Origin of the sequence: Streptomyces sp. SP18BB07 (assembly GCF_036322545.1) — a bacterium.
GTDB lineage: Bacteria > Actinomycetota > Actinomycetes > Streptomycetales > Streptomycetaceae > Streptomyces > Streptomyces deccanensis.
This window is the reverse complement of the sequence record NZ_JAQYWT010000338.1, coordinates 45,482-58,781: the sequence shown is the minus strand read 5'-3', so window position 1 is coordinate 58,781 and position 13,300 is coordinate 45,482. Positions and strand designations below refer to the sequence as shown.

At 71.3% G+C, this 13,300-nt stretch carries 12 protein-coding genes; 8 read left to right on the top strand and 4 right to left on the bottom strand.

Annotated elements, in window-relative coordinates; genetic code table 11:
* Positions 1-756, bottom strand: a complete 756-nt coding sequence (locus PUR53_RS27960) for an SDR family NAD(P)-dependent oxidoreductase (RefSeq protein WP_329910055.1) — start codon at positions 754-756, stop codon at positions 1-3.
* A gap of 101 nt (positions 757-857) precedes the next feature.
* Between PUR53_RS27960 and PUR53_RS27955 the strand changes: the two genes are divergently transcribed.
* The 6 genes from PUR53_RS27955 to PUR53_RS27930 all read left to right on the top strand — a co-directional run bounded on the left by PUR53_RS27955 (position 858) and on the right by PUR53_RS27930 (position 7,569).
* Positions 858-2,000 carry an acyl-CoA dehydrogenase family protein gene (locus PUR53_RS27955; RefSeq protein ID WP_329897887.1) on the top strand — a complete coding sequence of 381 codons (1,143 nt, stop codon included), beginning with the start codon at positions 858-860 and terminating at the stop codon, positions 1,998-2,000.
* 76 nt (positions 2,001-2,076) lie between these two features.
* The gene (locus tag PUR53_RS27950) at positions 2,077-3,567 is read left to right on the top strand and encodes an aldehyde dehydrogenase family protein (protein ID WP_329910054.1); all 1,491 of its coding nucleotides are present in this window, start codon (positions 2,077-2,079) and stop codon (positions 3,565-3,567) included.
* A gap of 40 nt (positions 3,568-3,607) precedes the next feature.
* Positions 3,608-5,212 carry an AMP-binding protein gene (locus tag PUR53_RS27945; protein WP_329910053.1) on the top strand — a complete coding sequence of 535 codons (1,605 nt, stop codon included), beginning with the start codon at positions 3,608-3,610 and terminating at the stop codon, positions 5,210-5,212.
* Between the two features lie 7 nt (positions 5,213-5,219).
* Entirely contained in the window at positions 5,220-6,371 is a 1,152-nt protein-coding gene (locus PUR53_RS27940; protein ID WP_329897890.1) for a thiolase family protein, read from the top strand.
* Between the two features lie 20 nt (positions 6,372-6,391).
* On the top strand, positions 6,392-6,802 hold the full coding sequence (locus PUR53_RS27935) for a Zn-ribbon domain-containing OB-fold protein (protein WP_329910052.1): 411 nt from the start codon (positions 6,392-6,394) through the stop codon (positions 6,800-6,802).
* Between the two features lie 17 nt (positions 6,803-6,819).
* The gene (locus PUR53_RS27930) at positions 6,820-7,569 is read left to right on the top strand and encodes a FadR/GntR family transcriptional regulator (protein WP_329897892.1); all 750 of its coding nucleotides are present in this window, start codon (positions 6,820-6,822) and stop codon (positions 7,567-7,569) included.
* 20 nt (positions 7,570-7,589) lie between these two features.
* On the opposite strand, the gene PUR53_RS27925 is transcribed toward PUR53_RS27930, so the two are convergent.
* From PUR53_RS27925 to PUR53_RS27915, 3 genes are read right to left on the bottom strand one after another with little or no spacing between them, the layout of a single operon-like run.
* On the bottom strand, positions 7,590-8,612 hold the full coding sequence (locus PUR53_RS27925; RefSeq protein WP_329897893.1) for an LLM class F420-dependent oxidoreductase: 1,023 nt from the start codon (positions 8,610-8,612) through the stop codon (positions 7,590-7,592).
* Positions 8,609-9,811: an acyl-CoA dehydrogenase family protein gene (locus PUR53_RS27920; protein ID WP_329910051.1), complete on the bottom strand. Its 1,203-nt coding sequence runs from the start codon at positions 9,809-9,811 to the stop codon at positions 8,609-8,611. The genes PUR53_RS27925 and PUR53_RS27920 overlap by 4 nt, the downstream gene beginning before the upstream one ends.
* A gap of 59 nt (positions 9,812-9,870) precedes the next feature.
* Positions 9,871-10,677 carry an enoyl-CoA hydratase/isomerase family protein gene (locus PUR53_RS27915; protein WP_329897895.1) on the bottom strand — a complete coding sequence of 269 codons (807 nt, stop codon included), beginning with the start codon at positions 10,675-10,677 and terminating at the stop codon, positions 9,871-9,873.
* Between the two features lie 83 nt (positions 10,678-10,760).
* On the opposite strand from PUR53_RS27915, the gene PUR53_RS27910 reads away from it, so the two are divergent.
* Both PUR53_RS27910 and PUR53_RS27905 read left to right on the top strand, forming a co-directional pair.
* On the top strand, positions 10,761-11,651 hold the full coding sequence (locus PUR53_RS27910; RefSeq protein ID WP_329897896.1) for a crotonase/enoyl-CoA hydratase family protein: 891 nt from the start codon (positions 10,761-10,763) through the stop codon (positions 11,649-11,651).
* Positions 11,651-13,252 (top strand): GMC family oxidoreductase, encoded by a 1,602-nt coding sequence (locus PUR53_RS27905; RefSeq protein ID WP_329910049.1) that lies wholly within the window; start codon positions 11,651-11,653, stop codon positions 13,250-13,252. The genes PUR53_RS27910 and PUR53_RS27905 overlap by 1 nt, the downstream gene beginning before the upstream one ends.
* Positions 13,253-13,300: the final 48 nt, after the last annotated feature.

Sequence of the window (13,300 nt, the reverse complement as noted above, 5' to 3'; positions counted from 1 at the left end):
TCACACCATCGTCAGGCCGCCGCTGACCGAGAGCGTCTGCCCGGTCATGTAGGCGGCGTCGTCGGACGCGAGGAAGGCCACCACGCCGGCGATCTCGGCGGGCTGGGCGACGCGGCGCAGCGGGATGGCCCGCACGGTCGCGTCGTACATCTTCTGGCTGTACTCGGCGACCTGCCCGAGCAGCGCGGTGTCGGTCGGCCCGGGGCAGACGCTGTTGACGGTGACGCCGTACCGGGCGACCTCGCGGGCGAGGGCCTTGCCGAAGGCGATGACACCGCCCTTCGTCGCGGAGTACACGACCTCGCCGGAGGAGCCGACCCGCCCGGCGTCCGAGGCGATGTGGACGATCCGGCCGCCGCCGCGCTCGATCATCGGGTCGAGCACGGCCCGTGTCATCGTGATCGTCCCGCGCAGGTTGACGGCGATGATCCGGTCCCAGGTCTCCTCGTCGCTGTCGACGAAGCGGCCGATGACGTCCACGGCCGCGTTGTTGACCAGCACGTCCACCGGGCCGAGCTCGGCGCTCACCCGCGCCACGGCCATGCGAACGGCGGCGCCGTCGGAGATGTCCGCGCCGACCCCGATCGCACGCACTCCGTGCCGCTCGGCGAGTCCGGCCGCGACCTTCCCGGCGGCCTCCGCGTCCACGTCGCAGACGGCGACCGAGGCTCCGGCGGCGGCCAGCGCGTCGGCGATCGCCTCGCCGATGCCCCGGCCCGCTCCGGTGACCAGCGCCACCCTGTCCCGTACGCTCACGCGTCCTCCCTCGCCCGACTCCGAAAACAGCGCTATCGTATAACTACTTCAGCTAAATAAGCGAGATGCAGAGCACGTGAGATGCAGGAGTGGAGTCGAGCATGCGCCGTACGATCTTCACCGAGGAGCACGACCTGTTCCGGGAGACCGCCCGCTCCTACTACCTGCGGGAATGCGTCCCGCACACCGAGGAGTGGGAGCGTGAGGGGCAGGTCGGCCGTGCCGCGTGGGCGGCCGCGGGCAAGGCCGGGCTCATCGGCTGGCAGTTCCCGGAGGAGTACGGAGGCCAGGGGATCCGGGACTTCCGCTACAACGCGATCATGGCCGAGGAGATGGCGGCCACGGGTGCCGTCGGCATAGGGCTCGGCCTGCAGAACGACGTCATCCCGCCCTATCTGATGAACCTCACCACCCCCGAGCAGAAGGCCCGTTGGCTCTCGGGTGTGATCAGCGGCGAGACGATCTGCGCGCTCGCGCTGTCCGAGCCGGCTGCCGGATCCGACCTCAAGGGCATCCGCACCACCGCCCGCCGGGACGGCGACGAATGGGTGATCGACGGGTCCAAGACCTTCATCACCAACGGCATCCTGGCCGACCTGGTCATCGTCGCCTGCAAGACCGACCCGGACGCCGGACACAAGGGCATCAGTCTGATCGTCGTCGAGCGCGGCGCCGAGGGCTTCGAGCGCGGACGCAAGCTCGACAAGGTCGGCATGAAGGCCCAGGACACCGCCGAGCTGTTCTTCCGCGAGGTCCGCGTCCCCGCCGAGAACCTGCTCGGGCAGGAAGGGCGCGGTTTCTACCACATGATGGGCAACCTCCCGACCGAGCGGCTCGCCATCGCCGTGGCCGCGCTCGCCTCCGCCGAGCGGGCCTTCGGATGCGCGCTCCAGTACGCCAAGGACCGCACCGCCTTCGGCCGGCCCATCGGCCAGTTCCAGGCCAACCGGTTCGCCCTCGCCGACATCAAGGCCAAGCTGGGGGTCGCCCGGGTCTACCTGGACGGCTGCATCATGGCCCTGGTCGAGGGCGAGCTGACGGCCGAGGAGGCCGCCGCGGCCAAGTACTGGACCACGGAGACCGGCTGGGAGGTCATCGACCGCTGCATGCAGCTCTTCGGCGGCTACGGCTATGTCAACGAGTACGAGATCGCCCGCATCTGGCGCGACAGCCGGGTGCAGCGGGTGTTCGGCGGCACCTCGGAGATCATGCAGGAGATCGTCGGGCGGTCGCTGGGACTGTAGCTCTTTGCATTGACTACCTCGGTTAAATAGGTTAGCTATTTAGCCTGGATGTGTGGGATCGGCTCAAGGAGTATCCATGGTCGCCGTCGATGTGAAGCTCCACCAGGACAGGGCCGCCCATGACCTGCCGCAGCCCCGGCTCGTCATCGGCGGCAAGGACGTCACCGACGCGAGCGGCGGTCTCTACGACCACATCAACCCCGCGACCGGTCTCGTCCAGGCCCACATCCCGCTCGCGGGACCCGCCGAGGTCGACCGGGCCGTGGCCGCCGCCCGTCAGGCCTTCGAGGTATGGGGCCCCATGCGGCCCGCCGAACGCCGCCGCCTGCTCACCCGCTTCGCCGGGCTACTGCGCGACCACATCCCCGACTTCGCGGCGATCTGCCCCCTGGAGAACGGCGTCTGCATCGGCGGCTGGGCCGAGAACGTCGGCCCGTACGTCGCCGAATGGACCGAGTACTACGCCGGCTGGGCGGACAAGATCGAGGGCATGGTCGGCGCGGCCTACAGCCCGCACGAGAACGTCGAGTACACGATCGCCGAGCCCTACGGCGTCATCGGCCACATCATCACCTGGAACTCGCCCGCGCTGTCCCTGGCGATGAAGGTCCCGCCCTCGCTCGCCGCCGGCAACACGGTGGTCATCAAACCGGCCGAGTCCACGCCGTTCTCCGCACTGCTCTTCGCCGACCTGGCCCGCGAGGCCGGCATCCCCGACGGCGTGATCAACGTCGTCACCGGACTCGGCGACGCGGGCGAGGCGCTGGTCTCGCATCCCGGCGTCGACAAGATCTCCTTCACGGGCGGCCCCGCCACCGCGCGCCGCATCATGACGACCGCCGCCCAGAGCCTCAAGCCCGTCCTGTTCGAACTGGGCGGCAAGTCCGCCAACCTGCTCTTCGCCGACACCGACCTGGACACGGTCGTGCCGTACTGCGCGGCCTTCGCGATGAGCAACACCGGCCAGGGCTGCGCCCTGCCCACCCGGCTGCTGGTCGAGCGCCCGATCTACGACGAGGTCGTCGCGCGCGTCGCCGGAGTCGTCGCCCATCTGCCCGTGGGCGACCCGCTCGACCCGACGACGTACATCGGGCCCCTGATCAACAAGGCCGCCCACGCCCGCGTCCAGCACGTGATCGACAAGGCGGTCGACGAGCGGGCGGGCCGGCTGGTGTACGGAGGCGAACGCATCGCCTCCGACGGCTACTTCGTCTCCCCGACCGTCTTCGCCGACGTCGACAACCGCAGCGACCTCGCCCAGCAGGAGATCTTCGGCCCGGTACTCGCCCTCACCCCGTTCGACACGGAGGAGGAGGCCGTCGCCCTGGCCAACGACACCGAGTACGGCCTGTCCGCCTACATCCAGTCCCGCGACATCGCCCGCGTCAACCGTCTGGTGCCTCGCCTGAAAGCCGGGACCGTGTACGTCAACCCCGGCCCCAACCCGATCACCTCGCCCGCCACCCCCTTCGGAGGGGTCGGCATCAGCGGGTTCGGACGGGAAGGCGGCAGGGCCGGGCTGGACGAGTTCATCAACGTCAAGGGCGTCGGCGTCGGCCGCGTCTGACGGCGCCCCCCTTCTTCTCCAAGCCCCTGGAGCCACCAGCATGCATCCCGCCCGCCGCCTGACGTTCGGCGACCTCATCCGCGAACACCGCAGGTCCTACCCCGACGGCGTCGCCCTCGTCGACGGCGACACCCGGCTGACCTGGCCGCAGCTCGACGAGCGCACCAACCGACTCGCCAACGCCCTCACCGACGCGGGCGTCGGCTCCGGCGACCGCATCCTGTGGCTGGGCCAGAACTCCTTCCGCATCTGGGAGCTGCTCGGCGCCGCCGCGAAGATCGGCGCCATGGTCTGCCCCGGCTACTGGCGCTGGGCGGCCCCCGAAATGGCCTTCGCCGTCGAGGACTTCGACCCCAGGGTCGTCGTCTGGCAGGACGAGGAGATCGGCGACACCGTACGCAAGGCCCGGGCCGAACTGGGCACCGACCACAGGGCGTTGTGGCTCCGCCACGACACCGAGGGCGCGTCCGGCACCCCGGACCCCGACACGTACGAGTCCTTCCTGGCCTCCGGCTCACCCGAGGACCCGGCCGCCGACAGCGACGCCGAGGTGGACCCCGACTCCGCGCTCCTGGTCATCTACACCGCGGCGATCTCCGGACGGCAGTCCGGCTCGATGCTCTCGCACCGCAACCTCCTCGCCATGGGCGCGAGCGCCGCCTGGATGGGCGACATCGGCACGGAGACCGCCTTCCTCGGCGCCGGACCGATGTTCCACATCGGCAACTACCAGTTCTGGGGCGTCCCGGCCTTCGTCCACGGCGGCAAGAACGTGATCGTCCGCCGCGTGGTCGCCGAGGAACTACTCCCGCTCCTCGCAGCCGAGCGCTGCACCCACGCCTATCTGATGCCACCGACCATCGCGCAACTCGTCGCCCTGAACCGCGAGGCCGGACACGACCTCTCCCACCTGCGGGCGAGCGTCGCCGCACCCCTGTGGCAGGGCACCGTGCCCACCGACACCAGCCGCTTCACCCGCAACGGCGGCGGCGAGGGACGCGGCTACGGGCAGACCGAGGTGACCGGCTTCGCCGTGACCGGCGCCTACGGCGGCACGGGCACCGGCAACGCGGGACGCCCCGGCCCCTTCACCGCCGTACGCGTCCTCGACGGCACCGGCAGGGAGTGCGAGGCCGGCGTGGCCGGCGAGATCTGCGTCCGCGGCGACCTGGTGCACCTCGGCTACTGGAACCGGCCGGAGATCAACGAGGAACGCTTCCGCTTCGGCTGGTGGCACACCACCGACCTCGGCCGACGCGAGAGCGACGGCACGATCAGCTTCCTCGGGACGACGACCCGCATGCTCAAGTCGGCGGCCGAGAACATCTTCCCCGCCGAGGTCGAGAACTGCATCGAGTCCCACCCCGGCGTCAAGGAGGCCGCGGTCATCGGCGTGCCCAACGAGCGCTGGGCACAGGACGTCAAGGCGGTCGTCGTCCTGCGCCCCGACGCCGAGCCGGTCACGGCGGCGGACGTCATCGAGCACTGCCGGGCGCGGATCGCCTCGTACAAGAAGCCCAAGACGGTCGAGTTCGTCGAGGCGCTGCCGCGCACCAAGGACTTCGCGAAGGACTACGACGCGCTCGACGAGCGGTTCGGCGGCGGCGGCTATCCCGGCGGCGACACGCTCGGCGCGGGCCGGTGACGCCCTGATGGACCGCAGACAGCCCGTCGTCGCGGGCGTGTACGCCACCGAGCAGGCCCTCTCCCTCCCGCACCGCGACGCCATGGACCTGGCCCTCGAAGCCGTGCGCGGAGCGATCGACGACGCCGGGCTGACCCCGGCGGACGTCGACGGCGCCCAGGTCGACTGGCCCGGCCCGGGCGGCGTGCCCGGCGAGGGCAGCTCCTGGGCGCGGATGCTGGGCCGGGACCTGCGCTGGACCAGCGACTCGATGCTCGACAACGCGGGCTCGCGGGGCCTGCTGAAGGCGGCGGCGGCCGTCCGCGCCGGCTTCGCGGACACCGTGGTGGTCGGCGGCTGCAAGCTGGTCGCGCGCGGGGCGGGCCCGGTCGGGGCCGGGACGCCGCTGGAGTTCGCCGATGTGTGGGGCAGCTATGTCGTCGCTCAGTTCGCGCTGGTGGCGGCACGCCACATGCACCAGTACGGGACCACCTCCCGCCAGCTCGCGGAGGTCGCCGCCACCGTCCGCAACAACGGCACCACCAACCCGGAGGCGATGATGTACGGGCGCGGCCCGTACACCGCCGAGGACGTGCTCGCCTCCCGCATGGTGGCCAGCCCCTTCCACCTGCTGGACTGCTGCATCGTCGGCGAGGGCGGCGCCGCGCTCGTCGTGACCACCGCCGAACGCGCCCGCGACCTGCCCCACCCTGCCGTCGCCGTACTCGGCGGCGGCATGGAGTACCACCAGGCCGCGTACGCCAACCCGGCCCTGTACCGCGAGGTCGGACAACTCGGCCGGGACGCCGCCACCCGCGCCTACGCGATGGCCCAGGTGAGCCCGCACGACGTGGACGTCTTCTCGCTCTACGACCCCAACTCCTTCGAGATCATCAGACAGTTGGAGATCCTCGGGCTGTGCGGGGAGGGGGAGGGCGGACCGCTGGCCGCGAGCGGTGCCATCGCCGTCGGCGGCAAGCATCCCGTCAACCCGGACGGCGGCTGCCTGGCGTACGCCTGGAACGGGACCCAGCAGATGACCCTCAAAGTCGTGGAAGCCGTACGGCAGTTGCGCGGCACCGCGGTGCACCAGGTCGAGGGCGCGGAGCTGGCCGTGGTGGGGAACGCCGGCTCGGGAGCCCAGCACTACGAGATGAGCGTCCTCGGGAGGATGCGGTGAGCGATGCGATGAGCGATGCGATGAGCAGGCCCGTCCCCGTCCCCACCGAGCTGTCCCGGCCGTTCTGGGACGCGGCCCTCCGCGGTGAGCTGGTCGTCCCGCAGTGCCCGACCTGCGGTCTGCGTTTCTTCGTGCCCGAGCCCGCCTGCCCCGGCTGCATGTCGCGGGACTGGCGGTACGCGCCCAGCGCGGGCCGGGGGACCGTCTACTCGGTGACCGTCGTGCACCGGGCGCCCGGCCCCGGCTTCGACACGCCCTTCGCACTGGCCGTGATCGACCTCGACGACGGGGGCGCCCTGCTCTCGCACGTGGACGCCTCAGGCTCCGACGGCGTCGACGGCGTCACCATCGGGCTGCGCGTCCGCGTGGACTTCCGCGCCCTCACCGACGAGATCGCGCTGCCGTACTTCGTACCGGAGAACACTCACTGAGGGCGGAGGTGGACGCGGTGGCGAACACGCCGGTACGGGTCCCCAAGATGGCCGAGCTGGTGGCGGCACGGTTGCGCCGGATGATCGTGCGCGGCGAACTGGCCGAGGGCGACGCGCTGCCGTCCGAGACGGCGCTGATGGAGGAGTTCGCCGTCTCCCGGCCGACCCTGCGCGAGGCGTTCCGGGTGCTGGAGTCGGAGTCGCTGATCACCGTGCGCCGCGGCGCCCGGGGCGGGGCACGGGTGCAGGTCCCGGAGGGCACGGTGGCCGCCCGCTACGCGGGCGTGGTGCTGGAGTACCGGGGCACGACCCTCAAGGACGTGTACGACGCCCGTACGGTGATCGAGGCGCCGTGCGCCGGACTGCTGGCCGAGCGGCGCACCGACGAGGACCTGGAGCGGCTGCGGGCCGCCGTCGCCGAGGCCGAGGGGCTCATGGACGACCCCTCGGCGTTCATCCGCGCCCATATGGAGTTCCACGCCCTCGTCGTCGAACTGGCCGGCAACGAGACGCTCGGTGTCCTCAACGGCATGGTCCGCCACATCATCGACCAGGCGAACTGGTCCCATGTCGACCTCGACGCCGGCAGCCCCGAGAACATCCGGGCCAACCGCCGGGGCTTCCGCGCCCACGGCGCCCTCGTCGACCTGGTCGCCGCGCGCCGGACCGAGGCCGCCGAGGAACTGTGGCGCGTCCATCTCCAGGAGGCGCAGGACTACCTGCTGCGGAGCAGGTCCATGACGACCGTCCTGGACCTGCTCGGCTGACCTGCCGCCAGATGTGCGTGTCAGCTGTCGCGCAGCTCCCGCACGATCGGCTCCCACACCTCGGCGTCGATCTCGTACGCGGTGTAGAAGGACACCCGGTCGACAAGAGCCCCGTACCGGCGCCGGATCTCGCCCGCGACCCGCTCCGGTTCCGCCACCACCGCGAAGGTGTGCAGCACGTCGTCGTCGACGAGCCGGCCCATCGCCTCCCACTTGTCCTCGCGGGCCGACTTCGACAGCGCGTTGAGCTCGTCCCCGAGTTCGCCCCAGCCGTGCAGGTCGAGGACCCCGCGATAGGCGGGCGTGCTGCCGTAGAAGGCGATCTGCCGGCGGGTGCCGTCCACGGCGCGGGCCATCTCCTCCTCGGTGCGGCCGGTCGCGGTCAGCAGCAGATGGGAGACGGAGAAGTCGGCGCGGGTCCGGCCGGTGGCCGCGAGGCCGGCCTCCACGGTCGGCAGCGTCACCTCCCGCAGATAGCGCTCGGTGGTGAAGCCGTGCGCGAGCAGCCCGTCGGCGACCTCGCCCGCCACCCGGGTCATCGCCTCCCCGACGGCGGCCACGAACACCTTGGGCGCGCCGCCGGTCGCGGGCGGGGGAGAGAAGAACGGGGCCATGAGGGTGTGCGTGTAGAAGTCACCGCGGAAGTCGAGCTTCTCGCCGTCGTTCCAGGCGCCCCAGATGGCGTGCAGCGCGCTCACGTACTCCCGCATCCGGGCCGCGGGCCGGCTCCACGGCATCGAGAACCGCCGCTCGATGTGCGGCTTGATCTGGCTGCCGAGGCCGAGGGAGAAGCGTCCGCCGGAGTAGGACTGCAAGTCGTGTGCGGTGTACGCGAGTTGCATGGGGGAGCGGGCGAAGGCGACCGCGATGGCCGTGCCGACCTCCAGCCGGTCGGTGTGCTCGGCGGCCAGCAGCAGCGGCAGGAAGGGGTCGTGCTTGGACTCGGACGCCCACAGCCCGTCGTAGCCGGTCTTCTCGTGGTGCCGGGCCTCCTCCACGACCCCCGCGGTGCTCCACACGTTCAGCTTGCCGTCGACCTTCATGCCGCTCCCTCGACCGGGACGGAGACCGTGTCCGCGTCCGTGACTGTGCCCAATCCGATGCGCCGCGCGAGCAGTTCCCGGTGGTACGCCGGGTCGCCGAACAGCAGCTGTGACGTCTTGGCCCGTTTGAGATACAGATGGGCCGGGTGCTCCCAGGTGAAGCCGATACCGCCGTGGACCTGGATGTTCTCCGTCGTCGCCCGCAGACAGGCATCCGAGCAGAAGGCCTTGGCCAGGCTCGCCACGGCGGACAGATCCGGGGCCTCGTTCTCGGCGGCGAGCAGGGCGTAGTGGGCGGCGGCACGCGCCGACTCCACCTCCAGCAGCACGTCGGCGAGCAGATGCTTGACCGCCTGGAAGGACCCGATCGGCCGCCCGAACTGGTGGCGCACCTTGGCGTACTCCACGGCCATGTCGAGCGCGCGGGAGGCCACCCCGACCTGCTCGGCGGCCAGTGCCACCGCGGCCCGGTCCAGGACCTCCGCGACCAGATCCCACCCGCCACCGTGCGTCCGCAGCCGGGTCGCCGGTACGTCGAGGTAGTCGAGGCGTGCCTGGCGGCGGGTCGGGTCCATCGTGGGGAGCGGCTCACGCGTCAGGCCGGGCGCGTCGCCGTCCACCAGGAAGACGCCGATGCCGTCGTCGGGTGCGTCGTCGGTTCCGCCCTCGATGCGGGGCTCCGTTCGGGCCACGGTGAGAACGACATCGGCGCCGGCGCCGTCGAGGACGAACGTCTTGTGCCCGGTGAGCAGCCAACTCCCGCCGGATTCCCGGGCGGTGAGCCCCACACCCGCCGCGTCCCAGCGGGCGGAGTCCTCGGTCAGGGCCAGCGTCGCGACCAGCTCACCGGAGGCGAGCCCCGGCAGCAGACGTTTGCGGGCCTCCTCGTCGGCGCACCGCAGCAGCGTGGTCGTCGCGAGCACGGCCGAGGAGAGGAAGGGCGCGCAGAGCAGCGCGCGGCCCATCTCCTCCATGACGACGCCCATCTCGACCGGCCCGCATCCGGCCCCGCCGTACTCCTCGGGTACGGCCAGCCCCTGAAGCCCCAGCTCCGCACCCATCCGGCGCCACAGCACCCGGTCGAAGCCCTCCGGGGTCTCCATCAGCCGCCGTACCTCGGTCTCGGGCGAGGTGTCCGCGAGGAACGCCCTCACCGTCCGCCCGAGTTCCTCCTGCTCCTCGCTGAACGCGAAGTCCATCGCAGTCTCTCCTCTCCGGCTCGACCCGCCGGTCCGACGCTTCGGTTCAGCGCCTCGGTTCAGCGGCTGCCGCGCGCCGCGATGATCCGCTCGACCGCGGCGATGTGATCCGGCGAGTGCATGGTCTCCCGCTCGGCGAGCAGGGCCGGTTCCATCACCGTGTCGAGGGCCTGCTCCAGATGCCGGTTGACCGCGCGCTTGGTCTCGCGCAGCGCCTGCGCCGGCAGCGCGGCCAGCCGCTTGGCCAGGTCCATGGCCTCGTCCATGAGCTTGTCCTTGGGCACGGCCCGGTTGGCGATGCCCATCCGGACCGCGTCCTCGGCCCGCACCCGGTCGCCCAGGAACAGCAGCTCCTTGGCCCGGGGCAGCCCCACGAGCAGCGGCAGGACGTACGCGCCGCCGTCACCCGCGACGAGTCCGACCTGGACGTGCGGGTCGGCGACATAGGTGTCGTCGGCGATCAGGACGAGATCACTCAGCAGGGCCAGGCTGCAACCGAGGCCCACGGCGGGGCCGTTGACCGCCGCGATCACGGGGAGTGGGCAGCGGACCAGGCCGGTGATGATCCGCCGGGCCTCGTCGACGTTCTGCTCCCGGAAGGCGGGGTCGCTCTGGACCCGGGTCATGACGCCGAAGTTGCCGCCCGCGCTGAACGCCCGGCCGCGCCCGGTCAGCACGATCACCCGTGCCTCCGGGTCGGCGGCGATCTCGTCCCACACCGACGCGAGGCCGGTGTGCAGCTCCTCGCTCATCGCGTTCAGCTGCTCCGGCCGGTTCAACTCGACCAGCCGGACCGGCCCGACGGCCGTCACCACCAGATCCGCCGTCTCCAGATCCGTCATCTCCACCGCCATCTCCACCGCCATCGTCCGGGATCAGTCATTAGAGTTGAATGCTATAACTAATTAAGCTTTCTGGAAACAAGCCCGTGGAGTGACGGAGGACGCGCATGGCGCACCAGGAGTACGAGACCGTGCGGGCCGAGGTGGCGGACCGGATCCTCACCGTCACACTGAACCGGCCCGAGAAACTCAACGCCTTCAACCCCCGGATGATGCAGGACCTGCTCGACGTCCTGGACGCGGCCGACGCCGACGACGACATACGGGTGATCGTGGTGACAGGCGCCGGACGCGGCTTCTGCGCGGGCGCCGACGTCAGCTCGGGCGGCTCGTCCTTCGACCACCGCAAGGCGGGCGCCTGGCACCGGGACACCGGCGGCCGGGTCGCGCTGCGGATGTTCTCCAGCGCCAAGCCGGTCATCGCGGCGATCAACGGCCCGGCGGCGGGCGTCGGGGCCAGCATGACCCTGCCCATGGACATCCGGCTGGCGTCGACCTCGGCGAAGTTCGGCTTCGTCTTCGCGCGCCGGGGCATCGTGCCGGAGTCGGCGGCCAGCTGGTTCCTGCCGAGAGCGGTCGGCATGCAGCGGGCCATGGAGTGGGTGGCGACGGGCCGCGTCTTCGGCCCGGACGAGGCACTGGCCGCCGGGCTGGTCCGTTCCGTCCACCCGCCGGAGGAGCTGTTGCCGGCGGCGTACGCACTGGCCCGGGAGATCGCCGAGAACACCTCCGCGATCTCGGTGGCCCTCGCCCGCCAGATGATGTGGCGGATGCTCGGCGAGCCGCACCCGATGACGGCGCACCGGCTCGACTCGCGGATCATGAGCCAGATCGGCGGCGGCCCGGACCCCGTCGAGGGCATCGAGTCCTTCCTCGCCAAGCGGCCCCCCGCCTTCCCGGGCCGGGTCAGCAAGGACATGCCGCCCCTCTACCCCTGGTGGCGGGACGAGGAGTTCCGCCCCTTCGGTGAGCCGGCGCCCGAGAGCCGGGAGTCGTGATGACGGTGTTCGACTACATCGTGGTGGGCGCCGGTTCGGCGGGATGCGTGCTGGCCCACCGGCTCTCCGAGGACCCCGGCACCTCCGTTCTGCTGATCGAGGCGGGCGGCCGCGACACCACTCCGCTGATCAGGATGCCCAAGGGGTTCGGCAAACTGCTCGGCGATCCACGCTTCGCCTGGCACTACCCGGTCGAACCGGTCGGCCCGACCGGACGGGTCGAGCACTGGGTGCGGGGCCGGACGCTCGGCGGTTCGAGCTCGGTCAACGGCATGGTCTACAACCGCGGCGACCGCGCCGACTACGACGAACTGGTGCGGCTCGGCAACCCCGGCTGGGGCTGGGACACGATGCTCCCGGTCTTCCGGCGGATCGAGGACCACGCGCTCGGCGCCGGCGAAGTGCGGGGCGTGGACGGGCCGTTGCCCATCACGACCGCACCGCGCCCGGAACCGCTGTGCGAGGAGGTCATCGCCGCCGGAACCGGACTCGGCTGGCGCCGCACCGACGACCTCAACGCGAGCGACGACGAGCGCGTCGGCTACGCCATGGCCACCCTCAAGAACGGACAGCGGTTCAGTGCCGCCCGCGCCTTCCTGCACCCCGTCGCGCACCGGCCCAACCTCACGGTGTCCGTGAACACCCTGGTGACGAGGATCCTGACGGAGAACGGCCGGGCCGTGGGCGTACGCACCCGCAGCGCGGGCCGCGAGGCCGAAGTCCGGGCCCGGCGCGAGGTGATCCTCTCCGCCGGCAGCATCGCCACGCCCAAGATCCTCCAGCTCTCGGGCATCGGCCCGGCCGAGACCCTGAAGTCGGCGGGCGTGGACGTGCTGGTCGACAGCCCCCACGTCGGGGGCCGGATGCGCGAGCACCGCTGTTTCGTCGTCCAGTACCGGCTGAGGGACGACCTCGGCTACAACAAGGCGCTGAGCACCCCGCTGCGGCAGGCTCTGACGGGAGCCAGATACCTGGCGACCCGCCGAGGACCACTGGCCGCGCCCGCCTTCGATGTCATCGCCTTCTTCAAGACCCGCCCCGAACTCGCCCGCCCCGACGCGCAGTTGCTCGTCGCACCGGTGTCCCTGCTGCCCGAGGTCCCCGGAAAGGAGACCGGCGTGGAGCGCGAGCCCGGGGTGATGGGCCTCGGCTATGTGCTGCGTCCGACCGCCGAGGGAGGCCTGCACATCACCTCGGCCGATCCCGAAGCCCCCCTCACGATCACGCCGAACTACTACGGCTCCGATCATGACCGCACCGTGGGGGCCGCTCTCTTCCGTCGTATGCGAGAACTCTTCGAGACCGAGCCGATCGTCGGCCGGATCACGGCCGAGACCCTGCCGGGCCCTGCCGTACGGGAGGACCCGGAGATCATCGACGCCGGCCTGGAGCACGGGCGCTGCGGCTACCACGCGATCGGCACGTGCGCGATGGGCCCGGCCGAGGACGACGTGGTCGACGCCGATCTCCGCGTACGCGGCGTAGAGGGCCTGCGGGTTGTCGACTGCTCGGTCCTGCCGACCATGGTCTCGGGCAACCTGAACGGACCGATCATGGCCATGGCCTGGAGAGCGGCCGACCTCGTCCTCGGGACGGCCTGATCCGGTACGCGGAGACCGAGGGCCAGGAGATCTGGCCGAAACATTGTC

Bases quoted from the DNA above. Each gene is read 5' to 3' on its own strand.
- PUR53_RS27955 (WP_329897887.1), top strand. From the start codon at position 858: ATGCGCCGTACGATCTTCACCGAGGAGCACGACCTGTTCCGGGAGACC.
- PUR53_RS27950 (WP_329910054.1), top strand. From the start codon at position 2,077: ATGGTCGCCGTCGATGTGAAGCTCCACCAGGACAGGGCCGCCCATGAC.
- PUR53_RS27945 (WP_329910053.1), top strand. From the start codon at position 3,608: ATGCATCCCGCCCGCCGCCTGACGTTCGGCGACCTCATCCGCGAACAC.
- PUR53_RS27940 (WP_329897890.1), top strand. From the start codon at position 5,220: ATGGACCGCAGACAGCCCGTCGTCGCGGGCGTGTACGCCACCGAGCAG.
- PUR53_RS27935 (WP_329910052.1), top strand. From the start codon at position 6,392: ATGAGCAGGCCCGTCCCCGTCCCCACCGAGCTGTCCCGGCCGTTCTGG.
- PUR53_RS27925 (WP_329897893.1), bottom strand. From the start codon at position 8,612: ATGAAGGTCGACGGCAAGCTGAACGTGTGGAGCACCGCGGGGGTCGTG.
- PUR53_RS27920 (WP_329910051.1), bottom strand. From the start codon at position 9,811: ATGGACTTCGCGTTCAGCGAGGAGCAGGAGGAACTCGGGCGGACGGTG.
- PUR53_RS27915 (WP_329897895.1), bottom strand. From the start codon at position 10,677: ATGGCGGTGGAGATGGCGGTGGAGATGACGGATCTGGAGACGGCGGAT.
- PUR53_RS27910 (WP_329897896.1), top strand. From the start codon at position 10,761: ATGGCGCACCAGGAGTACGAGACCGTGCGGGCCGAGGTGGCGGACCGG.
- PUR53_RS27905 (WP_329910049.1), top strand. From the start codon at position 11,651: ATGACGGTGTTCGACTACATCGTGGTGGGCGCCGGTTCGGCGGGATGC.